This window comes from Phenylobacterium sp., assembly GCF_004299445.1.
Lineage (GTDB): Bacteria > Pseudomonadota > Alphaproteobacteria > Caulobacterales > Caulobacteraceae > Phenylobacterium.
On record NZ_SCTC01000019.1, the window covers coordinates 1 to 25,547 of the forward strand.

The window sequence follows — 25,547 nt, forward strand, 5'->3', positions numbered from 1 at the left end:
TTGATCTGGTACTCCGCCCCCCGATAGATCTCGGTCTGGCCCTTCTGCCGGCCATATCCCTTGACCTCCGAGACCGTCAGACCCTCCACGCCGGCCGACACGAGCGCTTCGCGCACGTCGTCCAGCTTGAAGGGTTTGACGATCGCCATGATGAGTTTCATCCGCTCGCTCTCCCGCGTCCGGCCCTGTGGGTGGGCCAACCCCTCTCGTTCGTCGAAGACAGCCGCCTTGTTGTTTGATCCCCGCGGCGGCGGTCGGCTCGAACGCTATGTCGCGAGAGCCCGGGGCACGGCTTGGCAGGATGACGCATCGGTGAAGTCGAGGCGGTCAGCCCATTTCGTGGGCGCCGGATTGCGCAGGCGCCCGAAAATGCGGCAGAAACAAGCGTCGAGCGCCTGCGAACCGTCCTTGACGCGCCGGGTGGTCGTCGTAAATCCGGCGCTTTCGGCGCCTAGTCTCAGCACCGCGCGGGATGGGAACCGACTATTGCCCCTTCGCGTCGTCAACTGCGGCGTCACGCCGTTCGAACTGACAAGGAACCTGAATGTCGCCGACCCGCCTCTTCCTCGCCGCCGTCGCCGTGGCCGCCCTCAGCGCGGCGCCGCTCGCCGCCTCGGCCCAGGCTCCCGCGCCCGCCGCTGCGAAGCCGGTCGTCGTACAGGGCACCTTGCTCGACACGCTGAAGCTCTCGGGCCAGTTCAACACCTTCGTGGCGGGCGTCGACGCCACGAACCTCTCGGCTGTGTTCAAGAGCTATCCGCAGATCACGGTCTTTGCGCCCACGGACGCGGCGTTCGCCGCGATGCCGGCCACCGACCTGGACAAGCTGAAGGCCGACAAGGCCGCGATGCAGAAGTTCATCCTTCACCACCTGGTCAACGCCCCGTTCGACTCTTCGAAGATCAAGGGCGTGAAGGGCCCGGTCCCGTCGGGCGCCGGCGACACCATCCTGCTCGACGGCTCGGACGAGGGCGGCAAGATGATGGTCGACGGGGCTACGATCATTCAGGCCGACCTGAAGACCGCCAGCGGCCTTCTGCACGTGGTCGACAAGCCGCTGATCGCCGGTCAGGGCAACGCCGAGCCGCCGGCCGCGTCCGCTCCGCCGCCGGCGGACGCGGCCGCCACCGCGCCGAAATAAGCGGAGCGCGCGGAACCAACTGGAGCCTGAGCCGTACAGCGTCGGCACATCGAGTTGGGGCGCAATTCCAGCGCACAATTCAGGAGTTCCGACGATGAAGCTTTCCTATCTCGCGACTGCAACCGCCGCCGTCGCCCTCCTGGGCGGCGCGGCTTCCGCGCAACAACCGCAGCCCCCGCAGGGCCCGACGGCCGGCTCAGTCACCGGCGACTGGAACGGCGCGCACGCGCCGTCCGACGAGAAGCAGTACCAGGAGAAGGTGGTCGTCCCGGTGGGATCGATGCCCGCCGCGAGGTCCACCGCCCCCATGCCGGCTGATCAGCCTGCTCCGGCGGACACCGGCGCCGCGCTGACGAGCACGACGGCCGCGGCCGACACGGGCGCCGCCGCAAACGCCAGCTACACCACCATGACCGTGACGAACGGGCCGGTGCCGGACACTGCGGAGAACCGCGCCAGGTACGGCCAGCCCATGTCCAACGCCGGCAAGCGCACCGCGGCGCGCGGCAACTAGAACGCCTCGAAACGCCTTCAGAAAACAGGCGCTTCCTTGGGTTGAAGCAAAGGTCGGCGGGCCCTATGGTCCGCCGACTTTTTTTGCGCCTGCGAACAAGCCCCAGTCCAATGCCCGACAAGCCGCTTTCATTTCAGGGCCTGATCCTGAAATTGCACGACTATTGGAGCCGTCAGGGCTGCGCGATTCTGCAGCCCTACGACGTCGAAGTCGGCGCGGGCACGCTTTCGCCCATGACGGTGCTGCGCACTCTGGGCCCCAAGCCCTGGAAGGTGGCCTATGTCCAGCCGTCGCGGCGCCCCGCCGACGGCCGTTACGGCGAGAATCCCAACCGGCTCCACCAGCATCACCAGTACCAGGTGATCCTGAAGCCCAACCCCGAGAACCTGCAGGAGCTGTACCTCGGTTGCCTGGAGGCGATCGGCATCGATCCCAGGGTCCACGACATCCGCTTCGTCGAGGATGATTGGGAAAACCCCACGGTCGGGGCCTGGGGCCTGGGCTGGGAAGTCTGGTGCGACGGGATGGAGATCACCCAATACACCTACTTCCAGCAGGTGGGCGGCCTGGACGTGTTCCCGGTGGCCGGCGAACTGACCATCGGCCTGGAGCGCCTTAGCCTCTATCTGCAGGACAAGGACAACGTCTACGACCTGCAGTTCAACGACGAGTTCACCTACGGCGACATCTATCTCGCCAACGAGCAGCAGTTCTCGGCCTTCGAGCTGGAAGTCGCCGATGTCGCGACGCTGAAGCGCCAGTTCGAGGACATGGAGCGCGAGGTTCCGCGCATCCTGAGCCAGCGCGGACGCCAGGGTCAGCCCCTGGCGCTGCCGGCCTACGACCACGTCCTGAAGGCCAGCCACCTGTTCAACATTATGGACGCCCGCGGCGCGATCGCGGTCGCCGAGCGCCAGAGCTACATCGGCCGCATCCGCGACCTCTGTAAGATGTGCGCCGAGGCCTGGGTCGAGAGCCAGGGCGGCAACGCGCCCCAAGCCAGCAAAGACTCGGCGGCCAGCAAAGTCGCGGAAGACGCCTGATCCATGCCCCAGCTTCTGCTCGAACTGCTCTCCGAAGAGATCCCCGCGCGCATGCAGGCGAACGCCGCGCGCGACCTGGAACGCATGTTCCGCGAGCGCCTGGCCGCCGAGGGCCTGCTGCCCGAGGCGCTGAAGACCTTCGCCGGCTCACGCCGCCTGACGCTGGTGGCCGAAGGGCTGCCCGAGGCGCAGAAGGAACGGCACGAGGAGCTGAAGGGCCCGCGCACCAACGCCCCCGAGCAGGCGCTGGACGGCTTCCTGCGCAAGACCGGCCTCACCAAGGACAAGCTGGTCGAGCGCGACGGCGTCTGGTTCGCCCACCTGCACAAGCCCGGCCGGCCCACGCCCGAGATCGTCGCCGAGATCGCGCAGGACATCGTCCGCAACTTCCCCTGGCCCAAGTCGATGGTGTCGGGCGTCTCGAAGCTGCGCTGGGTGCGCCCGCTGCGCCGCATCCTCTGCGTCTTCGACGGCGAGATCGTGCCGTTCCACATCGACGGCATCCCCAGCGGCGACACCACGCAGGGCCACCGGTTCATGGGGTCGGGCCAGGCGTTCAAGACCAAGGATTTCGACGCCTACGCCGAGAAGCTGGAGAAGCACTTCGTCGTCCTGGATCCGCAGGAGCGGAAGGACCGCATCGTCGACGCGGCCAAGACCCTCTGCTTCGCCCGCAATCTGGAACTGGTCGAGGATCAGGGGCTGCTGGACGAGGTGGCCGGCCTGGTCGAATGGCCGATTCCGGTGCTGGGCGACATGGACCCCGCGTTCCTGGACCTGCCGCCTGAGGTGATCCGCACCTCCATGCGCGTGCACCAGCGTTACTTCGCGGTTCGCGACCCCAAGACCGGAAAGCTGGCGCCCCACTTCATCACGGTCGCCAACATCGACGCCACCGACGGCGGGAAGACCATCGCCAAGGGCAACGCCAAGGTGCTGACCGCGCGCCTGGCCGATGCGCGCTTCTTCTGGAACGAGGACCGCAAGACCCGGCTGGAAGACCGCCTGGAGAAGCTGAAGGGCGTCACCTTCCACGCCAAGCTGGGCGCCATGTACGAGCGCGTCGAGCGGCTGGAGATGCTGGCCGGCGCGCTGGCGCCGCGCGTCGGCGCCGATGCCGCCAAGGCCGTGCAGGCCGCGCGCCTGGCCAAGGCTGACCTGGGCAGCGGCGTCGTGGGCGAGTTCCCCGAACTACAGGGCGTGATGGGCGGCTATTACGCAACCGGCGAGGGGCTCTCGCCCCTGGTCGCCGAGGCCATCCGCGATCACTACAAGCCCGCCGGCGCCGCCGACGAGGTTCCGGATCGTCCCGTGACCATGGCCGTCTCGCTGGCCGACAAGCTGGACACGCTGGTCGCCTTCTTCGCCATCAACGAAAAGCCCACCGGCAGCCGCGATCCGTTCGCCCTGCGCCGCGCGGCTCTGGGCGTGATCCGCATCCTGCTGAACTCGGAACTGCGCGTGCCGCTGCGCGAGGCCGTGGCCGACTGGTACCGCTCGCTGCGCTGCTACGTCGATCCGGGCCGGGCGCTGTGGGTCTCGACGCCGAAGCTGGTCGCCCACCTGGGCGCCGCCGGCCGCGCCAAGAGCCGGGAGTTCGACACCTATCTGCGCGAGTTCGACGAGGCGCTGCTCGACGGCAAGCCTCAGGTGATCGCGATGGAGCGCGAGGTCGACCTGGTCTTCGACCGTCTGGAGCGCGAGGCGCCGGCCGGCGAGGTGCTGTTCGAGTTCCGTCCCTACGACGAGGTGGCCGCCGATATCGTGGCGTTCTTCGCCGACCGCCTCGAGGTGTGGCTTCGCGACCGCGGACAGCGTCACGACCTGGTGGCTGCGGTGTTCGCCCTGGGCGACGACGATCTGGTTCGCGTGGTGGAACGGGTCAACGCGCTGGACGCCTTCCTTAAGACGGAGGACGGCGCGAACCTGCTGGCGGGCTATAAGCGCGCCGTGAACATTCTCAAGGCCGAGGAAAAGAAGGGCGTCCTGCCCGCCGGCGCGCCGGCCCGCATGGCCACGTCATCGCCCCAGGAACTGGCGCTGATCGCGGCGGTGGAAGAGCTGGACGCCAAGGTGGACGCCGCCCTCGACGCCGAAGATTTCGCCGGCGCCATGCGCGAACTGGCCAAGCTTCGTGGTCCCGTCGACGCTTTCTTCGACAAGGTGTTAGTAAATTCCGACGTACCAGAGGAACGGGACAACCGCCTCCGTCTTTTGGCGAAGGTCAAGGACGCCATGGGACAAGTGGCCGACTTCTCACAGGTTACGGGCTAGCTAGGGGACGATTACGAGATGGCCGACACGATGGTGAAGACGCGTTGGGTCTATGCCTTCGGCGGCGGATCGGCCGACGGCGATGCGTCGATGAAGAACCTGCTGGGCGGCAAGGGCGCCAACCTGGCCGAGATGTCGTCGCTGGGCCTGCCGGTGCCGCCGGGCTTCACCATCACGACCGAAGCCTGCAACCACTATTACGACAATGGGCAGACCTATCCGCCCAACCTGAAGGACCAGGTGGCCGAAGGCCTGAGGACCGTCGAGAAGATCACCGGCAAGGCGTTCGGCGACGCGTCCAACCCGCTGCTGGTCTCGGTGCGCTCGGGCGCGCGGGCCTCGATGCCGGGGATGATGGACACCGTCCTGAACCTGGGCCTCAACGACGAGACGGTCGAGGGCCTGGCCAAGCTCTCGGGCGACCGCCGCTTCGCCTTCGACAGCTATCGCCGGTTCATCCAGATGTACTCGAACGTGGTCCTCGACCTGGACCACCACATGTTCGAGGAGATTCTGGACGACCATAAGGATCGCCTCGACATCCACGTCGATACGGGCCTCTCGGCCGAGCACTGGGAAGCCGTCGTCGCCGACTACAAGCGCGCAGTGGAGGACGAGCGCGGCGCGCCGTTCCCGCAGGATCCGAACGAACAGCTGTGGGGCGCGGTGGGCGCTGTCTTCGCCAGCTGGATGAACGACCGGGCGAAGTTCTACCGCCGCATGCACGACATCCCCGAAAGCTGGGGCACGGCCGTGAACATCCAGTCGATGGTGTTCGGCAACATGGGCGACGGCAGCGCCACGGGCGTCGCCTTCACCCGCAATCCGTCGACGGGCGACAACCGCCTCTACGGCGAGTTCCTGATCAACGCCCAGGGCGAGGACGTCGTCGCCGGTATCCGCACGCCGCAGCCGCTGACCAAGATCGCCCGCGAGGAAATGGGCGACAAGAACCCCTCCATGGAAGAGGCCCTTCCCGAGGTGTTCGCCCAGTTCAAGGACGTGGTCGGCAAGCTCGAGCGCCACTACCGCGACATGCAGGACATCGAGTTCACGGTCGAGCAGGGCCGGCTTTACATGCTGCAGACCCGCAACGGGAAGCGCACCGCGAAGGCCGCGCTGAAAGTGGCGGTCGATCTCGCGACCGAAGGCCTGATCACCAAGGAAGAGGCCGTGATGCGGGTCGAGCCCGCCAGCCTCGACCAGCTGCTGCACCCCACCATCGACCCCTCCAGCCCCCGCGACGTGATCGCCACGGGCCTGCCGGCGTCGCCGGGCGCGGCCACCGGCAAGGTGGTGTTCACCGCCGAGGAAGCCGAGAAGCTGGGCGGCTCGGGCGAGGCGGTGATCCTGGTGCGTGAGGAGACGTCGCCGGAAGACATCCGCGGCATGGACGCGGCGCGGGGTATCGTCACCGCCCGCGGCGGCATGACCAGCCACGCCGCTGTCGTGGCCCGCGGCATGGGCCGCCCGTGCGTTTCGGGCGCCGGTGAGATTCACATCGACGGTCGCGCCGGCGAGTTCCGCGCCCGCGGCGAAGTCATCCGCGCCTACGACGTCATCACCATCGACGGTTCGACGGGCCAGGTGATGAAGGGCTCGGTGAAGATGATCGAGCCCGAGCTGTCGGGCGACTTCGGCACGCTGATGGGCTGGGCCGACCAGGTGCGCCGCCTCAAGGTGCGCGCTAACGCCGAGACCGCGCTGGACGCCGAGACCGCCCGCGGCTTCGGCGCCGAGGGCATCGGCCTCTGCCGCACCGAGCACATGTTCTTCGACCCCGCGCGGATCGCGGCGGTGCGCGAGATGATCCTGGCCGACGACGTGGCCGGCCGTAAGGCGGCGCTGGCCAAGATCCTCCCGATGCAGCGCAAGGACTTCGTCGAGCTCTTCAAGATCATGGAGGGCCTGCCGGTCACCATCCGGCTGCTCGACCCGCCGCTGCACGAGTTCCTGCCGCACACTGAGGAGGACGTGCAGGCCGTGGCCCAGGCCACCGGTCTCGACGCCGCCAAGCTGATGCGTCGCGCCGCCGAGATGCACGAGGTGAACCCGATGCTGGGTCACCGCGGCTGCCGCCTGGGCGTGTCGTACCCCGAGATCTACGAGATGCAGGTTCGCGCCATCATCGAGGCCGCCTGCGAGGTGGCCGCCGAGGGCCGCCCGGCGCCGATCCCCGAGATCATGCACCCCCTCGTCGCCAAGGGCGAGGAGATGAAGTTCCTGCGCCAACTTACGGATCGGACGGCGAAAGAAGTCCTGGCCGAGAAGGGCGTGACCATCCAGTACATGGTGGGCACCATGGTCGAACTGCCGCGCGCCGCGATCCGCGCCGGAGACCTGGCCGAGCACGCCGAGTTCTTCTCGTTCGGCACCAACGACCTGACCCAGACCACGTTCGGCATCAGCCGCGACGACTCGGGGCGGTTCCTGAACGCCTACATCGAGAAGGGCATCTTCGACAAAGACCCCTTCGTCAGCCTCGACCAGGAGGGCGTCGGCGACCTGATCAAGATCGCCGCCGAACGGGGTCGCGCGGTCCGTCCCGACGTGAAGCTGGGCATCTGCGGCGAACACGGCGGCGACCCGGCCTCGATCGAGTTCTGCGAGAAGGTCGGCCTCGACTACGTCAGCTGCTCGCCCTACCGCGTGCCGATCGCCCGCCTGGCCGCAGCCCAGGCGGCCATCGGCGAGCGCGAGAAGGACCGGTAGTCACCGAACACGACGCAGCGTGGGGCAAGGTCTTACCACACCTGCAGCAGCGCGACCTAACGACCGCCGGCTCGACACTCGGCTCTACCGCCAGAAGCGGTGTCAGTTCGGGTTGAAGAATGCGATGAAGGCAGGATCATCTGCGAGTGAGAGCAGGTCACGGCGAGGCTGTGGCTTTGCGGGTGATGGTTCCCACATCCTGCGAAGCGCCGCCCATAGTGCGGGGTTCAAGCGCACAGCTTCGCGAGCGGCGTTCAGCGCATTGTCGCGCAAGACGTCAAGAGCCTGTTGGCGTTCCGCTAAGGTGGCCCCATCTGCAGCTTGGCCGTCCGCGATGGGCGCGTGGAGCATCCCGAGCGCCGTTCCATGCAGGCGACCCATGAAGGCTGCATGGTCGGCCCAATGCACGCTATTGGAGCCGGCCGGCGTGAGCTCGGCTTCATCTGTGTCGCCAGGGAGTAGTCCACGGCGGTAGAGCCACGCCTGATCCTGCTCGCTGGTGCTTCGTTTCAGGATGCGCCGCCAGAGGGATCGAAGCCGGTGCACATGCAAGTCGTCGCTGACCACTCCCACTGCATGCTGGATAACGTCCACCGTCAGAGTCGCCGTACCACCATTCAGGCCGACTTTTGTCCGAAAGCCGTCCGAGGCGTTGGCGAACAGCACGGTTCCGATCGCGAGCACGTAGGCTGTGGGAGCGCCGTCGGCCAGCACAGCCCTTTCAAGATCGAAGATCGTCCGGACATTGTGCGCACGGAGCTCCTCGAAGGCCTTGCCTCCCACGACCGTGCAGAGTTGCGCCTGCAGCACCCAGTCGAAGATCTGGAGCAGGCTGTAGGGTGTATCGACGCAAAGCTCGATCGGGTTCTGGGTCGCGAGGTTTTGAACGTCAAAGATGTTGGATTCTTCGAGGCGAAAACGAATGCCGGAGTCGATCCCGTCGATCACTTCCAGAGGCGCTATGAGCGCCGAGTTGAGTGAGTCCAGATTTACGCGCTTCCTCAGGCGCAGCTTGAGCTGCTCGGCGATCCAGCTAAGGCCTGCTTCCGGTGCCAATCCGATTAGAAAAGCCGCGCCCAGCCACCATCCGCTAGCAGCAGCGGCGCTCGGCGAGCCGCCCAGAAAGCCGCTGAGGTTGCCCATCAACTCGACGAGCGCCCGGTACGCGGTGATCGCCACGATGACACCGAGGAAGAGCTGGAACGCGGCGCGGAGGAACGCAATGGCGCCCAACTCGTAGTTCAGCAGCTGGCGGATCAGGTACTGGGTCGCCGTCACGTACGCGCCCAGGAAGCCGAAGGCCGCGACCAGTTGAACTTGCGCCACCGCCGGCCCCTGAGCCGCGCTTGCATCCCAGAGGGGGACGGCGTCCAGGAAGAAGAGCTGGACGGGATGCCAAGTCAGCTCGGTGGCCGTCGATGGTCCGCCACTCGGGACGAGGAGCAACGCGAAGCCCATAAAGCTGAACGCGCCGAAGAAGAATGCGGTCAGAATGAGGGTGCGTGGGTCGCGGTTGGCATCCGCCACGAAGTTCGCCCCAGAGCGCCCAGCGGTCTGTCTCGTGTCGTACTTGGTGCGCACGATCTCAAGTTGTGGCCACGACTGGCCGCCGCTTTCCGGGAAGAGTGTCGCGGCGATGTCGTTGTAGAGCGCCGCGCGCTGAGATCGCACCACGTGCCGGGATACAAACAGCGTAAGTGGCAACGCGAGCGCCAAGAATGCCGCAATAAGGTTCGCGCCAAGCAGCATGGAACCACCCCCAACCAGCGGCGAACATTGTTCTGCGTACAGGTTGTGTATGTCAATACATGCGACTTTTGCGACAGTATCCTGCCAGCTCCAGTCCTTCACGCTCACGCCGTCGCCAGCTGCTGCGGCTTTACGATCGTCGCGGAGCAGGATCGGCTTCGAGGGCCCGTGTCACCATGGTCGCCAGTTCCGACGATAGGAACGGTTTGCGCAGGATCACCGCGTCGTGGACCGCGGCGTCCAGGGCGGCATTGTCCATATGGCCGGAGATGAACGCGATCCGGAGATCGGGGTGCATCGCCCGTGCGCGGCGTGCGACCTCTGCGCCGGTGAGGCCTGGCATCAGAAAGTCGATGATCATCAGGTCGGGCGGTTCAGCCTTGATGAGATCCAGCGCTTCGGCCCCGCCCGCGGCCTCCTGAATCTCGAAGCCCAAATGCCGGAGTTCATCGACAATCACCCGGCGTACGCCCTCGTCGTCGTCGACCACGACCAAACGGCGTCCGCGGTGCGCGTTGGTCGAGATGACGGTTGATCCGGCCGGCGCCTCCGACGCGTCTCCTGCAGGCGCCGACGGTAGGAGAAGATGCACGCGAGCTCCCTGACCGGGTGCGCTGTCAATGACAGCGTCGCCACCGGATTGTCGCGCCATCGAATAGACCTGGGCCAGGCCAAGGCCGGTTCCGCGATCGACGTCCTTCGTCGTGAAGAAGGGGTCAAAAGCCCGCGCGGCGACTTCGCGCGTCATCCCGTGGCCGTCATCGGCGACGATGATTTCGACCCGGTCGTGCGGCGAGCGCCCGCGCACTTTGGCGCGCTGTGTCGAGATCGCAATTCGGCCTCCGTCCGCGATCGCGTCTCGCGCGTTCAGGGCGAGGTTGAGCAGGGCCAGTTCGAGCTGGTTCTCGTCGGTGAGGACCCAACGGGCGTCGTCGGCGATATCGACAGAGACGGCGATGCGTGGCCCCAGGGATTGGGCCAGGAGGTCTGAAAGGCCATCCATGACGGCCGCTATGTCCACGGGCTGGAGCGCGAGGCGCTGGGTGCGGGAGAAGGCGAGCAATCGGGACGTGAGCTTGGCGCCCCGGGTCGCGGCGTCGGCGGCGCCTTCCAGATATCGACGGTTGGGGTCGTCCGGCGGCACGCGCTTGAGAACGAGCTCCAGCCCGCCGATGATCACGGTCAGCAGGTTGTTGAAGTCGTGCGCGATCCCTCCGGTGAGTTGGCCGACGGCTTCCATCTTCTGAGACTGCCGTAACCGCTCGTCGTCCCTTCGACGGTCTGCCGATCGGCGCACTGCGACCATGGTCAACAGCCCTGATGCGCCCAGGCATGTGATGGCTACGGCGGCCAGTAGAGCCAGGGAGACACTGCGGGGCTGGTCGATCAGCGCCGAGTCGACGGCGACATGAGCCGACCACCCTGTCTGTGGCGCAGTCGAAAACGCTGTGTAGTTGACCAGTCCTTCGTAGGTGACGCCCTTGTAAAGGCCGCTGCGACCGCGGGCGACGGCCTCCCGCACGTAACGCGTCGCAGGTCGTCCGACGCGCCGTTCATGCGCAACGCTGCGGCCCACGAAGTTGCCGGCGCGATCGACGACGGCCGCCACGCTTCCGGCCGGAGCGCGTTGAGCCACGATGCCCTGGACTGCAGCGGTATCCATTTCGACGGTCAGGATGTAGCGCAGCCGGCCGTCCCGCATGACCGGCACATGGATCGGCACGACAAAGACTCCCAGCCTGTCGCGCAGCACATTGCCGATGAGGGGCGTCTCTGAGCGCGCGGCGGCGGCGACGAAAGGCGCCATTGGCTCTCCGCCGCTCGCCAGAGGTCGACGCAGGTCGAAGAGCTCCCGACCTGCCGCCGGGTCCGTCAGCACGACGGTGCGCCAGGCGCCGCTCACGGCCTGGAACTCTCGGGCGCGGGCGTAGGCGGCAGGCATGTCGTCATGCACGAGCGGTGTCGCGGTGGACAACGCGGTCGCCAGCTTAAGCTGAGATTGGACGGCCGCGTCGACGAGATCAGCGATCTCCGCCGCGCGCCGCGCACTCACATACTCGACCTCGCGTCGCGTGGAGTCGAAGTTGAGGAAGAGTAGAAATCCGATCAGCACCAGAAGCGGCGCCAATACGGCGGCCCACAGAGCGTACGACTGCCTCCACCGCGGCACGCAGGCCCCCTCGATGCGCCGGCTCCATCAACCGGCGCCACTACAACACGCCGGTGTAGTTCGATCCAGCCGTCACCCGACAGAGTTGAGGCTTGCGGGAACTTCCTATTGCGGCCAGTCCGCGGCGGTCCTGCGACACCCACCGTCCGTCCAGCCTGTCCAGCCTCGGCCGCGCACCACACGCCCGGGCCGGGCCGCCGTCGCCTCGCCCTTTTCCAGGGCCAGCTGGCCGTTCACGACCACCTCGCTCACGCCCGTCGACAGCTGCTGCGGCTTCTCGAAGGTGGCGTGGTCCTGGATGGTCGCAGGGTCGAACACCACCACGTCGGCGAAGTAGCCCGCCTTCAGCAGCCCGCGCTGGCGGAGGCCCAGGTTGTGGGCGGGTTGGGCGCTCAGCTTGCGCACCGCCTCGCTCAGGGTCAGCCGCTTCTCGTCGCGCACGTACTTGGCCAATAGCCGGGCGAAGTTGCCGTAGGCGCGCGGGTGGGTGGACGACAGCGTGAAGGGCGGCTCAGGCGCCTGGGCCTCTGCGTCGGAGCCGAAGCTCATGTAGGGCAGGGCAACCTGGCGGGCGACATTGGCCTCCAGCATCGAGAAGTAGACAACCTGCACGCGGCTGCCGTCCTCGATCACCAGGTCGATGGCGGTGTCCTCCGGGCTGACGCCACGGTCCTGGGCGACCTGGGCCAGGGTCTTGCCCGTGAGCGGCTTCAGCTTCGGGTTCTTGAAGCCCACCAGCAGCGTGCCCTCGGCCCCGGCGCCCTTCTGCAGGTTCTCGAAGCTGGGCGTGCCCGACCGCATCTCTTCGATCACCTTGGCGCGGGTGGCCGGATCTTTCAGGCGCGTGATCCACTGCTCCACGCCGCCGGCCTGCACCCAGGTGGGCATGGCCGCGTCCAGGCCGGTGGAGCTGGCGGGGTAGGTGTACATGTCGGTGGTGATGCGCAGACCTGAGGCGCGGGCCGCCTCGATCTTCTTCAGCGCGGCGTCCAGCTTGTCCCAGTTGGCCCGGCCCGAGGCCTTCAGGTGGTAGATCTCAGCGGGCGTTCCTGAGCGGCGCGAGATCTCGATCAGTTCGTCGATGGCCTCAAGCAGCCGCGCGCCCTCCGAGCGCATGTGGCTGATGTACATGCCGCCGCAGCGGCCGGCCTCGCTGACCAGCGCCACCAACTCGTCCGTCTCCGCAAAGGTTCCCGGCGCGTAGATCAGCGACGAGCCCACGCCCAGCGCCCCGTCTTCCATCGCCTTCACCACCAGCGCCCGCATCTCGGCCAACTGCTCGGGCGTGGGATCGACGTCGCCTTCGCCCAGCACGTGGATGCGCGCGGTGGCCGAACCGATGAACGAGGCCACGTTCACCGAGACGCCCTTGGCCTCCAGGAACCGCAGGTACTCGTCCAGCGAGGTCCAGGTGATCGGATACTTGATGTCGCCCAGTCGCTGAACGGCCAGCCGCTTCATCTCGGGGTTCAGCGGCCCCATGGAGTCGCCTTCGCCCATCACTTCCAGGGTCACGCCCTGCTTCAGCTCCGACAGGCCCCGGCCGTCCTGGATCAGGCTCTCGGTGGACCAGCTCAGCATGTTGATGAAGCCGGGCGCGACGGCCTTGCCCTTGGCGTCCACGGTCTTGGCCGCCGCGCCAGGACAGCTGCCCACGCAGACGATCCGGTCGCCCTTCACGCCCACGTCGCCCTTCAGCGCCGGGGCCCCTGAGCCGTCGTAGATCTCGCCGCCGCGAATGACGAGGTCGTAGGCGGGGGCCGCCGACCCGGCGGGCTGGGCGCAGGCGAACGCGAGGCCGGCGCTCGCGGCGAACAGGACGCGCTTCATTCAGAAACTCCCCACGAATGCAGGGAGCCTAGCCCTACCGCTTCCTGACGAACACCGTCCCGGCCGAGTAGCCGGCCCCGAACGAGCAGATCAGGCCGGTTTCGCCTGCGGCGAAGTCGTCGTTGGCCTTGTGGAAGGCGATGATCGACCCAGCTGACGATGTGTTGGCGTACTCGTCGAGGATGATGACGTTCTCTTCCGAGGTCGGCTCGCGGCCCAGGACGCGCTTCCCGATCATGACGTTCATGTTGATGTTGGCCTGGTGCAGCCACATCCGCTTCAGGGCGTGGGGGTCCAGGCCCAGGTCGCCGGCGTGCTCGACGATCATCTCCGAGACCATCGGCACCACCTCGCGGAACACCTTGCGGCCTTCCTGCACGAACAGCTTGTCGGCCGCGCCGGCGCCCAGCGGCGCGCCGCGGTTCAGGAAGCCGAAGTTGTTGCGGATGTTGTTCGAGAACTGGGTCTTCAGCCGCGTGCCGATGATGTCCCAGCCGCCAACCGCGTCTTCGGCCCGCTCGACGATCACCGCGGTGGCCACGTCGCCGAAGATGAAGTGGCTGTCGCGGTCGCGGAAGTTCAGGTGGCCCGAGCAGATCTCGGGGTTGACCATCAGCACGGCCCGCGCCGAGCCCGAAGTCACGAAGTCGGCGGCGGTCTTGATGCCGAAGGTGGCCGACGAGCATGCCACGTTCATGTCGAAGGCGAAGCCCTCGATGCCCAGCGCCTGCTGCACCTCGATGGCCATGGCCGGATAGGCGCGCTGCATGTTCGAGGCCGCGCAGATGACGGCGTCGATCTGGCTGACGTCCTTGCCCCAGCGGGCGATCGCGTCCTTCGCCGCCTCGACGGCGATCTCGGCCAGGATCGAGATCTCCTCGTTCGGCCGTTCGGGAATGTTGGGCGCCATCCGCTCGGGATCGACCAGGCCGGTCTTGTCCACGACGAAGCGCGACTTGATGCCCGAGGCCTTCTCGATGAACTCGGCCGAGGAGGGGGTCAGCGCCTGGATCTCGCCGGCTGCGATCGCGTCGGCGTTGGCGGCGTTGAAGCGCTCGACGTAGGTGTTGAACGTCTCGACCAGCTCGGCATTCGAGAGGCTGTTGGGCGGGGTATAGAGCCCCGTGGCGGCGATCACCGCGTCAGTCATGGTCACGCTCCGAACACGAAGGGGCGACTGATACCACGCCTTGACGCCCCGTCACGTGCGATGTGGCCGAATGGACACAGCCAGGTGGCGAACACAGCGGCGCCATAGAACCGGCCGAGGCCCGCCGCGTTTGGAGACGATCCCCAATGGGACTGGGCGGGCTGTCCAGAACGAGTACGGAGTTCCTCCCCCAAAATGAAAAAAGCTCTCATCGCCGCGGCCTCGCTGGCCGCGATCGCCACCGTCGTCCCTGTCGCCGCCCTGGCGCAGGACACCGCCGCCACCAAGGCCGGCGCCTATGCCGGGATCAACGCCGGCATCGTGGACGGCAGCGGCGGCGTCGACCTGAAGGCGATCCAGGGTCGCCTCGGCTACCGCTTCAACAACTGGATCGGCGTCGAGGGCGACCTCGCCACCGGCCTCAAGAGCGACACCGACCGGGTCGCCGGCGTCGACGTCAACACCAAGCTGAAGCACTCGGCCGACGCCTATGTCGTGGGCTTCGCGCCGATCGGTCCGAACACCGACCTGATCGCCCGCGTGGGCTATGGCACGACCAAGCTGCGCGCCAAGGCCGCCGGCGTTTCGGGGTCGGACTCCGAGGAATCGTTCAACTTCGGCGTGGGCGCTCAGCACCACTTCGACGGCCTGAACGGCGTCCGCGTCGACTTCACCCGCAAGGAGTTCCGCAACGGCCCCGCCGACGCGAACATCTGGAGCGTGGGCTACACGCGCAAGTTCTAGGTCCTGGACAGGGTTTCGGGCGCTAAGCATCACGCCGCCTGAAGGGAGGGCCGCTCTGTCGCAGGAGCGGCCTTTTCCTTGACCCTCACTCCGCGCGCGCCCACGCTTTGGCAAACTCGGGGGAGTGAGACGCGTTGAACGATGAGTTTTTCATCCAGCTGGCCTTCTCGGCCGCCGCGGTCGGGGCGCTGATCGCCTTGGCGGCGTGGGCCAAGATCGCCAAGCCGGTGGCGCCGCTGGACGAATACAAGGCCCGCGCCATGCTGGCCGAAGAGTTTCCCGGCCGCACGGTCGAGGCCGTCTGGATCGCCTCCGACGGCTGCGGCGCCCTGGCCAAGTCGGGCGCCCTGGCGCTGGTCATCTGCCGCGTCGGCGACGGCTTCGCGGCCCGCCAGATCCCCTGGGGCCAGGCCGTGTCGGCCACCTTCAAGAACGGCCGCCTCTCGGTGAACCTCGGCGACATCGCCGCGCCCACCGCTGTGATCTCGCTGCCGTCCTGGCCGCCGCAGGACCTCGCCGCGTGATCAAGCCCGAGTTCGATCCCGTCGCGCTGGCCACGCCGTTCTTCATTCTGACGATCATCCTCGAGATCGTGCTGGCGCGCTTTCGCAAGGCCGACGCCCGCTATGAGGCCAAGGACACCGCCGTCTCGCTGGCCATGGGCCTGGGCTCGTCGGTCGCCGGGGTCATCACCGCGGGCGTCGTGTTCGCGGCCACGATCTGGGTCTACGAGCACCGTCTGTTCACGATCCCGATGACGGCGATCTGGGCCTGGGTGCTGATCTTCCTGCTGGAGGACCTGACCTACTACTGGTTCCACCGGCTCAGCCACGAGCGGCGGTTCTGGTGGGTGGCCCACGTCAACCACCACTCCAGCCAGCACTACAACCTCTCCACCGCCCTGCGGCAGACCTGGACCGGCGGCGTGGCGGGCACGTGGGCTCTGTGGCTGCCGCTGGCGTTCTTCGGGTTTCCCCCGGCGATGATCGCCATCCAGAAGGGGATCAGCCTCGTCTACCAGTACTGGATCCACACCGAGGCGATCCGGCGGATGCCGCGATGGTTCGAAGCCATCTTCAACACGCCCTCGCACCACCGGGTGCATCACGCCCGCAACCCGGTCTACCTGGACCGGAACTACGCCGGCATCCTGATCGTCTGGGACAGGCTGTTCGGCACCTTCCAGGCCGAGCTGGACGCGGAGCCCTGCCGTTATGGGCTGGTGAAGAACCTGGGCACCTTCAACATCCTGCGGGTGGCCTTCCATGAGTGGATCGCCACGTTCCAGGACGTCGTGCGTCATCCGCGCTACGCCCTGGGCTACATCTTCGGCCCGCCGGGCTGGAGCCACGACGGGAGCCGGGAGACCAGCGCCATGATCAAGGCGCGGGCGCTCAGTCCCGCAGGAGCGGCAGGCTCAGACCGCTCACCGGCCGGGCCCCGAGAATCTCACGCCTGAAGCGGAACAGCTCCGCCGGGCGTCCGCCGGTCTCGGCGTCCACGCGGCCCAGGCCCTCGACCAGTTCGGCCCGCTCCAGCGCGCGGCGGAAATTCTGCTTGTGCAGGGGCACGCCGGCGATGGCCTCCACCGTCCGCTGCAGGGCCGAGAGCGTGAAGGCGTCGGGCATCAGCTCGAAGACCACCGGGCGGTACTTCAGCTTGCCGCGCAGGCGGCCCAGCGCGGTGGCCAGGATCCGGCGGTGATCCGACATCATCGGCTCGCCCAGGGCGACCATCAGAGCGTCCGGGCGCGTGGGCGCAGCCTCTCCACGGTCGCGTCCGGCTTCGGGGACGAGCCCGGCCTCGTAGAGCAGCTCGTAGCGCTCCAGCACGCGCTCCTCGTTCCAGGGCGCGCCGTCCAGGGCGAACAGCAGGCGGGCGCGGGCCAGCTTCTGGGCGTCGTTTCCGGCCCAGCCGCGCAGGGCCCCCTCGATGGCGTCGAAGGCGCCCGGCCGCCCGGCGCGCCAGTCCTCCCACGGAAAGATCCGCGACCAGGGTCGCCACTCGCTGCCGGCGAAGTGGGTGTCGACGGCCGCGGGCGCGAGCGCCAGGTAGCCCACCGAAATGACCCGGGCCGCTCCGTCGCCGCCCAGGTCGGCGAGGGGCGCGTCACGACCCTTGTCGCCAAAGGTGTACAGCTGCTCGACAAACCCCAGGTCGAACCGCGTCTGTTCGGTCACGAAGGCCCGGAGCGCGAGCTCGAAGGTGCGGTGGCCGTCGGGGTCGAACGGGCCGAAGGGCAAGCCCGTCAGGTCGCCGCCCCCGCCCTTGTGCCGGACTGTCAGCGCCACGGCCTCGCCGTCGCGGATGGCGACGACCACGGCGGACAAGCCGATGACGAGCGAGGCGCTCATTCGGTGTCGAACGCCTGGGCGTGGGTCACGTAGCCGGCGGCCTCGGAGAGCACCTCGAAGCGGCGCAGGTAGTGCGCCTGGGCGTCGAACGGCGCCTGAGGCTCGATCTGTAGCGTGTAGCCGGCCGGCGGCGCGCCGAAAAAATCCAGGCTCTCGGCGTGACTGAAGCCGGCCAGCTGGGTGGCTTCGAAGAACGCGCAGGCGCGGTCGGCCTGTTTGATCAGCTTCTTGATCGCCGCCGGGGTCTTGGCGGGCAGTCCGAAGCGGACATGGATCGCATTCTCCAGCCTTTCCTCGAACAGCTTGTAGTCGTAGCCCAGCGCCGCCTTGAAGGGGCTGATCATGTCGCCGATGACGTATTCCGACGCGTCGTGCAGCAGGGCCGCCAGTCGCCAGCGGGGCTCCACGTCAGGTTGGATGTGGGCGACGATCTCTTCCACCACGACGGAATGCTGGGCGACGGAGAAGGCGTGCTGGCCCACGGTCTGGCCGTTCCAGCGGGCCACGCGGGCCAGGCCGTGCGCGATATCCTCGATCTCGATATCCATCGGGGAGGGGTCGAGCAGGTCCAGGCGGCGCCCCGAAAGCATCCGCTGCCAAGCTCGCGGCGCCTCTTTCGTGCGACGCAGCCCTTTTCTCACCCGCGCATTCCTTCCACTGTCGAGGTCGTGAACTGGCCCAGAGAGTGACAAAGATCAATCCGGGTCCGTTAGCCACCCGATACAGGGGGCGACAAGAGGAGACAGGTATGAGCTGGGCCCGCATCATGGCGCCGTTGTCTGGCGGACAGGGCGACGCCGCCGCCGTCGCGGCCGCGGCGATGATCGCCGAGCCGTTCGGCGCGGAGTTGGCGGCCGTGTATACGCCGGCCGATGTCGCGGACGTCATGCCCTGGATGGGCGAGGGGTTCCTGGGCGGCGTTCAGACAACGGCGCTGGAGTCCTTGAAGGAGGCCACCGCGGCCGGCGAAGCCAACGCCCGTAAGGCTGCGGCCTGCGGGTACGCCAAGGCCCAGTTCGTGGCTCTGCAGACGCCGGTCTGGGCTGGCCTGTCCGCAGAGAGCCGACTCTCGGACGTCGTCGTATTCACCAGCGATCCGGCCCGCGGCCGCGGGCCGCTGGCCGAAGCTTTCCAGCAGATGGTGGCCGATGAGCAGCGCCCGGTCCTGGTGGCGCGGCCGGGCCTCAAGGTCGGAGGCACGGTGGTGGTCGCCTGGGATGGCGGAAAGGAGGCCAGCCGCGCGGCGCGCCTGGCCACGCCGTTGCTGGAGAAGGCTGCGCGGGTCGTGATCGTCGCGGCCCCCAAGGCCAGCTCCCGCAGTTTCGATCCCGCGCGCCTGCAGGCCTACTATGCGGCTCGCGGCGTGAAATCCGAGGTTCAACTCCTGACCGACAGCGGCGACGCCGCGCCGGCTCTTCTCCGCGCGGCGTCCAGTGCGGGCGCCGAGATCCTCGTGGCAGGGGCCTTCGGGCACCCGCGCCTGCAGGAGTTCATCTTCGGAGGGACGACCCGCACCTTGCTCAGCTCGGATGGTCCGTCCCTGTTTCTCTCTCACTAGCTTGTTTTTCTGATCTGCCAGGAGGTACGTCATGTCCCTGTCGCGCATCGTGATGCGGCTCGCCCGCAATCCCGGGACCGAGTTTGCCGGAGGTGACGACCACCGCGGCTACTCGCTGACCGCGCCCTTGACCTCCGACGGGATGCTGGACGAGGCGGCCTACGCCAAGGTGCGCAGCGCCTGCACCGTGCGCCGTTTCGCGCCCGACGAGGATCCGGTCGACGGCCGCCTCGCGCGCAAGGGTCAGCGGTGGTTTTTCGACTACGATGAGGACGATTCCGCCGACGACGAGCCGGTCCACCGTCTGGGCCAGCATCGCTTCGCGGTGGGCGAGTATGTGACCGTCACGGATGAGGATGGTCGGCCGTTGACCTACAAGGTGGTCGAGGTCCAACCGGCAGGCTGACCCTGCGGCGTGAGCCGGAGGCCTGCCGGCGGCGGGCCTCCGGACCTTCAGGGCTTGAATGTGCCGGGGTCAGACGCCGCCGTTCTTGCGGACCAGACGCTTCACGTCGCGGTGCAGTTCGTCTTCGTCCATGTTCTCGGCCTTGGATTTCACAACGGCCACGGTGATCGGGCCGCGCTTCGGGCCGCCGGCCTCGTAACCCACGAAGCGGTAGCCGCCCGCCAGGTCCTCGCCGGTGTAGATGAAGGTGGCGCGCAGGCCTCGGCGCTCGGGGTTCAGCGCCTCGCCGCGCAGGCGCACGTCGCGGCGGATGCGGATCGTGGCGGCGTCCCCACCGGCGTCGATCTTGATCGGTCCGACCTGGACTTTGGCCGTGTCGTCGTTGTCATTGGCCACGATGTGGATGCCGGGCAGGTCGACCCGGGTCACCGCGCTCTCCGAATCGCTCACGACGGGCTTGCCGGCCTTCATCTCGACGGTCACGCCATCGACATCCTTGCCGTTCACCTTGAGGTCCAGGCTGGGGGCGTTCGTGTCCGCCGCGGCCTCGCGGGCCGCCTGCTCGGCGGCGCTGGCCGCGGACTTGGTCTCGCCGGCGCTGCCGGGCGCGGCCTCACCGGCGAGTTTGCCCTTTGCGGCGTCGGCCGCGGCCTTCTCCTCAGGCTTCATGCGGCCGGCCAGCAGGATGTTCTCGATGTTGGACAGGGTGCTGTCGACACCGCCCTGCACCGACACCAGCTGCAGCGTCACCTCCGCGCCGTCGCCGGAGGCGTAGGTGCAGGTCTTGCCGTCGGGGGCGGTGGAGGTGCGGGTGAGGTCGCCCTGCTTGGCCGGACACTCCAGCGCGGCGCGCGCCTTCGGGACCTGGGGTCCGCAGGCGGCGGTGGTCAGCGCGAGCGTCGAGGCGGCCAGCAGGTAGAGGATCTTCATGAGAAAGGGCTCCGTCCTATGCCGCGAAGGCTGGCCGGAGCCCTTCCAAAAGGCGAGTGAATTCGCGGTAAGTTACGACCGGATGTTACTGCTGGCCGGGCCGCGCCGCGCCTTCGCGCCGAGCCAGGAAGGCGAGGCGTTCGAAGAGGTGCACGTCCTGCTCGTTCTTGAGCAGGGCGCCGTGCAGGGGCGGAATCAGCTTGGTGGGATCCTTCTCGGCCAGCATGTCGCCGTCGATGTCTTCCACCATGAGCAGCTTCAGCCAGTCCAGCAACTCGGACGTGGAAGGCTTCTTCTTCAGGCCCGGCACCTTGCGCATGTCGTAGAAGATCCGCAGCGCCTCGGCGACCAGCTTGTTCTTGATCCCCGGATAATGGACGTCGACGATCTCCTGCATCGTCTCGCTGTCGGGGAAGCGGATGTAGTGGAAGAAGCAGCGACGCAGGAACGCGTCGGGCAGCTCCTTCTCGTTGTTGGACGTGATGATCACGATCGGGCGAACCTCGGCCTTGATCGTCTCATTGGTCTCGTAGACGTAGAATTCCATCCGATCGAGCTCCTGCAGGAGATCGTTCGGGAACTCGATGTCGGCCTTGTCGATCTCGTCGATCAGCAGGACCGGGCGGCCTTTGTGCTCGAAGGCTTCCCAGAGTTTGCCCTTCTTGATGTAGTTCTTCACGTCCTTGACGCGCTCGTCGCCCAACTGGCTGTCGCGCAGGCGGGTCACGGCATCGTACTCGTAGAGACCCATCGTCGCTTTGGTGGTCGACTTGATGTGCCAGGTGATCAGCTCCGAGCCGAGCGCCTTGGCGATCTCTTCCGCCAGCACCGTCTTGCCCGTGCCGGGCTCGCCCTTGATGAGGAGCGGACGCTCCAGGGCGATCGCGGCGTTGACCGCAACCTTGAGGTCTTCGGTCGCGACGTAGTTGTCGGTCCCTTCGAAACGCTGACGGCTCATCGAGGCTCCCCGTGCGGACCACGCCCGCATTCGAACAGTTGTTTGTCTTGGGCAACCTATAGGGCCGTGCGCGAGGATCAAGCGAGTTCCATCGTCGCGCCTACCGGGAGTTCGAAGTGGGTGACCCTAGGTCGCCCGGCCCTTGACGTCGGAATACCCCATTGCCTGGAGGTCGGCGTCGCTGACGTCCGGGCGTTGAAAGTCGGTGACGTCGTCCTCGCCGCCCTGGACTTCCGACGCGTCGCGCACCTCGTCCAGGCCGTCGATGTCGCGCTTCGCGAGGCGGGCTTCGTCGAAATCGTCCTCCGGCCCCTGGCCATCCAGGTCGTCCTGACGTTCTCCGGTGGCCGCGCCATAGGCGAGCTCGTCGTCCTCCTCGAAGTCGTCAAGCTCCATGGCCTCGGGATCGAATTCATCGGCGTCGAGGGTCAGCGGCTCGTCGTCGTCGGCGTCGCCGTCGGCGCGGGTCAGATCCTCGACGTCCGGGAGGTCCTCGAACACGCGCATGCCATCTGCCTCGGCAAAGCTGCGGACCTCGCCGGTGTCACCACTGTCTGTCGAGTTGGTCTCGTCGAACACCTCGGCCTGATCCTGCGGATCATAGCCGTCGCTGTCGTTCTCGAAGTTCGTCCCGGGCATGTCTGGCTCCTTCCGAAAAGCACCGGAGGAACCCGTGCGCGGGCCGCCTGTTCCGTCGCTATCGGTCCTGGGCGTACTCGGCCAGGGCGTCGGCCATCGGACCCATGACGCTGCTCCAGTCGCCGAAGGTCTCGGGCAGGAAGACGCGGGTCTGCGGGTACCATGGATAGCGGTCGGTGCCGAGGCGCGGCCACGAGCCGGGCGTGGAGATCAGCCAGGTGGGCGTGCCGACGGCCGAGGCGATGTTGAAGGTGGCGTTGGCGAAACCCAGCACTAGGTCCATGGCCTTGCAAAGCGCCGACAGGTCGTCGAGATCGAGCTTCAGGTCGATGCCCGGCGGTTGCCAGACTTTCACACCGAACTCCCGCTCGGCCTGCTCCAGCTCGGCGGCGCAGTCGTCGTACTGGAGGTTGATGAAGCTGACGCCCGGCGTCTGCAGGACCGGTTTCCAGTCCTCGAAGGGCGAGAAGAATCGGCTGCGACGGTCCTTGTTCGTGGCGCTCTTCCAGAGCAGACCCACTTTGGGGCCGGCCGGGGCGCCCTGCAGAACCTTCTTCCAGTGCTTCACCCGCTTCGGATCCGGAGTCACGTAGCCCTTGTGATCCGGGAAGGCGTCCAGGTCGCGCCGGAACTCCCGCATCAGGCTGCCCATCGGCGTCCACAGGTCGACGCCCGAGGGATCGAAGTCTGGGATCACGCGCAGGGGCCGCGTCGCATAGACGTAGGTGCGGTGCGGCACCACCTCGGCCTTTGGGAACGTGCGCTGGAACAGAGGGACCAGGCGGCGCTCAACCGCCAGCACCAGCTTACCGTCCGGCCCGAGCTTTTCGACCACGTCGGGCAGCACGTTGGCGAACAGCAACTCGTCGCCCAGGCCCTGCTCGGCGATCACCAGGAACGTCTTGCCGGTGAGCTTCACGCCGGGCTTCCACTTCGGACGATCCATCTGGAAGAGGGTGACGTCGGCGAACTGCGGCGAGAGGCGCGCCTCGTAGTCGTCCCAGCCTGGGCCCAGCTCGCTGAGCGCCAGGTGATAGGAACTGCGGGCCAGCCGCATCATCTCGCGGTCGTCAGCGGTGATGATCCGCTTCATCGCCGCGACGCAGTCTTCCATGGCGCCCGCCGGGTCGCCGAGGCCCAGCTTCACCTGGCTGATGTTGTAGCGCGCCTTGCCGAACTTAGGGTCGAGCCGGGCGGCTTCCGAGAAGAACGACAATGCATTCGGGAGGTCGCCGTCCTCCATCATGATCGTGCCCAGGGTGTTCCAGAGCATCGACGACCCGGGCTGTTGCATGATCGCCTCGCGCAGGACATCTACTGCCTCTTCGCGCCGGCCTTGATCGCGCATCACGGACGCGAGGTTGTTGACCCCGTCCGCCCTTTCGGGCGCGTGCAGCACAAAGTGCGAGAAGAGCTTCTCGGCCTGCTCCAGCATGCCCATGCGATAGGCGAGGCGGCCCAGGTCGTTGGCGACCTCCGCATGGTTCGGGAGGAGCTTAAGCGCCGCTTCGTAGGCCTTGATCGAGTTTGTGAAATCGCCGGCGCGTTCGCGCGCGATACCCAGCAGGTACCAGGCGAATCCGTTCCGCTCATCGTGGTCCAGGGCCTTGAGCGCCCACTTGCCGCCCTGAACGAAGTTCTCGCGGTTCAGCGCTTCGACAGCCTTCTGAAGGATTGGAGCGACCGCGAGCGCTCGAATCTCCTTCATCGCTTCGTTCAGGCGGGCCAGGGCGTCGCGCGTGCCCGCCTGGCCGACATCGCCCATGGCCTGCTTGGCTGGGGTCGGCGCGCCGACATCCTGAAGGGCGGCAGTCGAGGCGGCCGTGTTGTTGAACGCTTTTGGAAGGGAGGCGGCGGCCATGCAGGTGTTCCCGAAGGCGGTGGAGCCACCTTCGTGCCCCGGTATGCTTAATCGCGGATTAAGCTGCGCCAAAGGGTCGCAACGGCGGCGGATCGGACGCCGGAAAGCCAGCGTTAACGCATGCGCCGGTAAGCGTGAGGTGCGTTCGGTGCTGGCTCGCGCGAGTATGGACTCGTTTCGATTCGTACGAAGTCGACCGCTGACGCAATGAGGAACCGGACTTGCCGCTAAAGCTGTCTCTGAAACCGGGAGAGAAGTTCGTTCTGAACGGTGCCGTCGTCCAGAATGGCGACCGGCGCGCCGTCCTGGTGCTGCAGAACAAGGCCTCAGTCCTTCGCGAGAAGGACATCATGCAACAGGAAGATGTCCAGACGCCTGCGCGCCGGATCTACTTCCCGGTCATGATGATGTATCTGGATGAAGGCAATGCCGAGAAGTCCTACGGCGAATTCGTCACCCGGTTGACCGAGTTCATGGGGGTCATTTCGAACCCCAACATCCTGGCCGACTGCGTGGATATCTCTAAGCACTGCATGGAGCGCGAATACTACAAAGCGCTTATGGGGTGCCGGAAACTGATCGAGTACGAAGACGAAAGGTTGGGGAATGTCCCTTCAGGCCTATCAGCAGGCGGCGACGCGGGCTGAGAACCCGCGTGACATGGAGTACCGTCTGTTTGCGCAGGTCACGCGCGCACTGATGGATGCTTCCAAGCTCGATCCCCTCGATTTCGCGGGGCGGATGGATGCGCTCGACTGGAACCGGCGGCTCTGGTCGACGCTGGCGGCCGACTGCGGCCAGACCGGCAACGGCATGGCGCCTGCGCTGCGCGCCTCGATCATCTCGCTCAGCATCTGGGTGAGCAAGCACACCGCGCTGGTGATCCGGAATCAGGAGGAATTTGAACCCCTGATCGAGATCAACCGCATGATCATGCAGGGGCTCGCCGCGGGGGCTTCGACGTCCGCCGCGGCCTGATCCAAGCCTACGGCAATCTTCCAGGCCGCGGTCTATTCCGCGGCCTTTTTGCTGTCCGCAACCTCGCGGCGAACCTGGGTCGGTCCTGATCGGCAGGTCCTGCCGGGCGGCAGAAAAGAGTTACCGGCCGGTCCCGGGGTGCAGGTGGCATGTCGAAGAAAAATCAAGAAAAACAATACCTTGTCGCTGGCGCGTCGTGGTTAATCCTGGCCCGCCGTTTGCGAGGCCTGTTGCGAGCGAAAAATCGCTCACCCGGCAAAACGCCGGACAACCCCTCCAGAATGGAGACTACGACCATGCCGATGAACTCGGTCAACACCAACGTGGGCGCGATGGTCGCCCTGCAAAACCTCAACTCGACGAACGCGGAGCTTGGAACCACCCAGACGAGGATCAACACCGGTAAGAAGGTTGCTTCGGCCAAGGACAACGGCGCCGTCTGGGCTATCGCTCAGAACCAGCGCGCGACGTCCAATGCCCTGAACTCTGTTCGTGAATCGCTGCAGCGCGGTCAGTCGACCGTGGAAGTCGCGATC

General features: G+C 66.9%; 23 protein-coding genes and 1 pseudogene. 13 read left to right on the forward strand and 11 right to left on the reverse strand.

Annotated elements, in window-relative coordinates; all coding sequences use genetic code 11:
* Window positions 1-161, reverse strand: a 161-nt coding sequence (locus EPN98_RS05390; protein WP_293361325.1) for a P-II family nitrogen regulator, incomplete at its 3' end; no start/stop codon positions are given.
* Window positions 162-544: 383 nt separating this feature from the next.
* On the opposite strand from EPN98_RS05390, the gene EPN98_RS05395 reads away from it, so the two are divergent.
* The 5 genes from EPN98_RS05395 to ppdK all read left to right on the forward strand — a co-directional run bounded on the left by EPN98_RS05395 (window position 545) and on the right by ppdK (window position 7,684).
* Complete coding sequence (locus tag EPN98_RS05395) at window positions 545-1,141, forward strand: fasciclin domain-containing protein (RefSeq protein WP_293361281.1); 597 nt, start codon at window positions 545-547, stop codon at window positions 1,139-1,141.
* Window positions 1,142-1,235: 94 nt separating this feature from the next.
* On the forward strand, window positions 1,236-1,655 hold the full coding sequence (locus tag EPN98_RS05400) for a hypothetical protein (protein WP_293361283.1): 420 nt from the start codon (window positions 1,236-1,238) through the stop codon (window positions 1,653-1,655).
* A 110-nt stretch (window positions 1,656-1,765) separates the two neighbouring features.
* Window positions 1,766-2,698: a glycine--tRNA ligase subunit alpha gene (locus EPN98_RS05405; protein ID WP_293361285.1), complete on the forward strand. Its 933-nt coding sequence runs from the start codon at window positions 1,766-1,768 to the stop codon at window positions 2,696-2,698.
* A gap of 3 nt (window positions 2,699-2,701) precedes the next feature.
* Window positions 2,702-4,972 carry a glycine--tRNA ligase subunit beta gene (glyS, locus tag EPN98_RS05410; protein WP_293361287.1) on the forward strand — a complete coding sequence of 757 codons (2,271 nt, stop codon included), beginning with the start codon at window positions 2,702-2,704 and terminating at the stop codon, window positions 4,970-4,972.
* An 18-nt stretch (window positions 4,973-4,990) separates the two neighbouring features.
* Window positions 4,991-7,684 carry a pyruvate, phosphate dikinase gene (ppdK, locus tag EPN98_RS05415; protein WP_293361289.1) on the forward strand — a complete coding sequence of 898 codons (2,694 nt, stop codon included), beginning with the start codon at window positions 4,991-4,993 and terminating at the stop codon, window positions 7,682-7,684.
* Window positions 7,685-7,786: 102 nt separating this feature from the next.
* Here ppdK and EPN98_RS05420 read toward each other — a convergent pair whose 3' ends face one another.
* The 4 genes from EPN98_RS05420 to EPN98_RS05435 all read right to left on the reverse strand — a co-directional run bounded on the left by EPN98_RS05420 (window position 7,787) and on the right by EPN98_RS05435 (window position 14,583).
* Window positions 7,787-9,433, reverse strand: coding sequence for a hypothetical protein (locus EPN98_RS05420; RefSeq protein WP_293361291.1), 1,647 nt, complete (start codon window positions 9,431-9,433; stop codon window positions 7,787-7,789).
* A 130-nt stretch (window positions 9,434-9,563) separates the two neighbouring features.
* Window positions 9,564-11,561, reverse strand: a complete 1,998-nt coding sequence (locus EPN98_RS05425; protein ID WP_293361293.1) for an ATP-binding protein — start codon at window positions 11,559-11,561, stop codon at window positions 9,564-9,566.
* 147 nt (window positions 11,562-11,708) lie between these two features.
* Window positions 11,709-13,433, reverse strand: a complete 1,725-nt coding sequence (locus EPN98_RS05430; protein WP_293361295.1) for a D-aminoacylase — start codon at window positions 13,431-13,433, stop codon at window positions 11,709-11,711.
* Window positions 13,434-13,467: 34 nt separating this feature from the next.
* Window positions 13,468-14,583, reverse strand: a complete 1,116-nt coding sequence (locus EPN98_RS05435) for a beta-ketoacyl-ACP synthase III (protein WP_293361297.1) — start codon at window positions 14,581-14,583, stop codon at window positions 13,468-13,470.
* Window positions 14,584-14,778: 195 nt separating this feature from the next.
* On the opposite strand from EPN98_RS05435, the gene EPN98_RS05440 reads away from it, so the two are divergent.
* From EPN98_RS05440 to EPN98_RS05450, 3 genes are all read left to right on the forward strand, one after another.
* Window positions 14,779-15,327 carry a porin family protein gene (locus EPN98_RS05440; RefSeq protein ID WP_293361299.1) on the forward strand — a complete coding sequence of 183 codons (549 nt, stop codon included), beginning with the start codon at window positions 14,779-14,781 and terminating at the stop codon, window positions 15,325-15,327.
* A 134-nt stretch (window positions 15,328-15,461) separates the two neighbouring features.
* Window positions 15,462-15,851, forward strand: a complete 390-nt coding sequence (locus tag EPN98_RS05445) for a hypothetical protein (RefSeq protein ID WP_293361301.1) — start codon at window positions 15,462-15,464, stop codon at window positions 15,849-15,851.
* Window positions 15,848-16,786 (forward strand): sterol desaturase family protein, encoded by a 939-nt coding sequence (locus EPN98_RS05450; protein ID WP_293361303.1) that lies wholly within the window; start codon window positions 15,848-15,850, stop codon window positions 16,784-16,786. The genes EPN98_RS05445 and EPN98_RS05450 overlap by 4 nt, the downstream gene beginning before the upstream one ends.
* Here the strand turns inward: EPN98_RS05450 and EPN98_RS05455 are convergent.
* Window positions 16,722-17,681, reverse strand: a complete 960-nt coding sequence (locus EPN98_RS05455) for an NAD regulator (RefSeq protein ID WP_293361305.1) — start codon at window positions 17,679-17,681, stop codon at window positions 16,722-16,724. The genes EPN98_RS05450 and EPN98_RS05455 overlap by 65 nt on opposite strands.
* Window positions 17,678-18,271: an HD family hydrolase gene (locus EPN98_RS05460; RefSeq protein WP_293361307.1), complete on the reverse strand. Its 594-nt coding sequence runs from the start codon at window positions 18,269-18,271 to the stop codon at window positions 17,678-17,680. Before EPN98_RS05460 ends, EPN98_RS05455 begins: the two co-directional genes overlap by 4 nt.
* Before the next feature lie 158 nt (window positions 18,272-18,429).
* Between EPN98_RS05460 and EPN98_RS05465 the strand changes: the two genes are divergently transcribed.
* Together EPN98_RS05465 and EPN98_RS05470 are read left to right on the forward strand one after the other, a co-directional pair.
* Window positions 18,430-19,239 (forward strand): universal stress protein, encoded by an 810-nt coding sequence (locus EPN98_RS05465; protein ID WP_293361309.1) that lies wholly within the window; start codon window positions 18,430-18,432, stop codon window positions 19,237-19,239.
* 31 nt (window positions 19,240-19,270) lie between these two features.
* Entirely contained in the window at window positions 19,271-19,645 is a 375-nt protein-coding gene (locus EPN98_RS05470; RefSeq protein ID WP_293361311.1) for a hypothetical protein, read from the forward strand.
* Window positions 19,646-19,714: 69 nt separating this feature from the next.
* On the opposite strand, the gene EPN98_RS05475 is transcribed toward EPN98_RS05470, so the two are convergent.
* From EPN98_RS05475 to EPN98_RS05490, 4 genes are all read right to left on the reverse strand, one after another.
* The gene (locus EPN98_RS05475) at window positions 19,715-20,575 is read right to left on the reverse strand and encodes a hypothetical protein (RefSeq protein ID WP_293361313.1); all 861 of its coding nucleotides are present in this window, start codon (window positions 20,573-20,575) and stop codon (window positions 19,715-19,717) included.
* A gap of 85 nt (window positions 20,576-20,660) precedes the next feature.
* Complete coding sequence (locus tag EPN98_RS05480; RefSeq protein ID WP_293361315.1) at window positions 20,661-21,533, reverse strand: MoxR family ATPase; 873 nt, start codon at window positions 21,531-21,533, stop codon at window positions 20,661-20,663.
* A 126-nt stretch (window positions 21,534-21,659) separates the two neighbouring features.
* Window positions 21,660-22,172, reverse strand: a complete 513-nt coding sequence (locus tag EPN98_RS05485; RefSeq protein ID WP_293361317.1) for a hypothetical protein — start codon at window positions 22,170-22,172, stop codon at window positions 21,660-21,662.
* A 58-nt stretch (window positions 22,173-22,230) separates the two neighbouring features.
* The gene (locus EPN98_RS05490; protein WP_293361319.1) at window positions 22,231-24,033 is read right to left on the reverse strand and encodes a tetratricopeptide repeat protein; all 1,803 of its coding nucleotides are present in this window, start codon (window positions 24,031-24,033) and stop codon (window positions 22,231-22,233) included.
* Between the two features lie 221 nt (window positions 24,034-24,254).
* Here EPN98_RS05490 and flbT point away from each other — a divergent pair, with 221 nt between their 5' ends.
* The 3 genes and pseudogenes from flbT to EPN98_RS05505 all read left to right on the forward strand — a co-directional run.
* Entirely contained in the window at window positions 24,255-24,680 is a 426-nt protein-coding gene (flbT, locus tag EPN98_RS05495; RefSeq protein ID WP_293361321.1) for a flagellar biosynthesis repressor FlbT, read from the forward strand.
* Complete coding sequence (gene flaF, locus EPN98_RS05500) at window positions 24,640-25,011, forward strand: flagellar biosynthesis regulator FlaF (RefSeq protein WP_293361323.1); 372 nt, start codon at window positions 24,640-24,642, stop codon at window positions 25,009-25,011. The genes flbT and flaF overlap by 41 nt, the downstream gene beginning before the upstream one ends.
* A 149-nt stretch (window positions 25,012-25,160) precedes the next feature.
* Window positions 25,161-25,547: pseudogene (locus EPN98_RS05505) on the forward strand (hypothetical protein); the annotation flags it as partial.

Bases quoted from the DNA above. Each gene is read 5' to 3' on its own strand.
- EPN98_RS05435 (WP_293361297.1), bottom strand. From the start codon at position 14,583: ATGACTGACGCGGTGATCGCCGCCACGGGGCTCTATACCCCGCCCAAC.
- EPN98_RS05455 (WP_293361305.1), bottom strand. From the start codon at position 17,681: ATGAGCGCCTCGCTCGTCATCGGCTTGTCCGCCGTGGTCGTCGCCATC.
- EPN98_RS05465 (WP_293361309.1), top strand. From the start codon at position 18,430: ATGAGCTGGGCCCGCATCATGGCGCCGTTGTCTGGCGGACAGGGCGAC.
- EPN98_RS05470 (WP_293361311.1), top strand. From the start codon at position 19,271: ATGTCCCTGTCGCGCATCGTGATGCGGCTCGCCCGCAATCCCGGGACC.
- glyS (WP_293361287.1), top strand. From the start codon at position 2,702: ATGCCCCAGCTTCTGCTCGAACTGCTCTCCGAAGAGATCCCCGCGCGC.
- EPN98_RS05400 (WP_293361283.1), top strand. From the start codon at position 1,236: ATGAAGCTTTCCTATCTCGCGACTGCAACCGCCGCCGTCGCCCTCCTG.
- EPN98_RS05405 (WP_293361285.1), top strand. From the start codon at position 1,766: ATGCCCGACAAGCCGCTTTCATTTCAGGGCCTGATCCTGAAATTGCAC.
- flaF (WP_293361323.1), top strand. From the start codon at position 24,640: ATGTCCCTTCAGGCCTATCAGCAGGCGGCGACGCGGGCTGAGAACCCG.
- EPN98_RS05485 (WP_293361317.1), bottom strand. From the start codon at position 22,172: ATGCCCGGGACGAACTTCGAGAACGACAGCGACGGCTATGATCCGCAG.
- EPN98_RS05460 (WP_293361307.1), bottom strand. From the start codon at position 18,271: ATGCTTTCGGGGCGCCGCCTGGACCTGCTCGACCCCTCCCCGATGGAT.
- ppdK (WP_293361289.1), top strand. From the start codon at position 4,991: ATGGCCGACACGATGGTGAAGACGCGTTGGGTCTATGCCTTCGGCGGC.
- EPN98_RS05480 (WP_293361315.1), bottom strand. From the start codon at position 21,533: ATGAGCCGTCAGCGTTTCGAAGGGACCGACAACTACGTCGCGACCGAA.
- EPN98_RS05395 (WP_293361281.1), top strand. From the start codon at position 545: ATGTCGCCGACCCGCCTCTTCCTCGCCGCCGTCGCCGTGGCCGCCCTC.
- EPN98_RS05420 (WP_293361291.1), bottom strand. From the start codon at position 9,433: ATGCTGCTTGGCGCGAACCTTATTGCGGCATTCTTGGCGCTCGCGTTG.
- EPN98_RS05490 (WP_293361319.1), bottom strand. From the start codon at position 24,033: ATGGCCGCCGCCTCCCTTCCAAAAGCGTTCAACAACACGGCCGCCTCG.
- EPN98_RS05430 (WP_293361295.1), bottom strand. From the start codon at position 13,433: ATGAAGCGCGTCCTGTTCGCCGCGAGCGCCGGCCTCGCGTTCGCCTGC.
- EPN98_RS05440 (WP_293361299.1), top strand. From the start codon at position 14,779: ATGAAAAAAGCTCTCATCGCCGCGGCCTCGCTGGCCGCGATCGCCACC.
- EPN98_RS05475 (WP_293361313.1), bottom strand. From the start codon at position 20,575: ATGAAGATCCTCTACCTGCTGGCCGCCTCGACGCTCGCGCTGACCACC.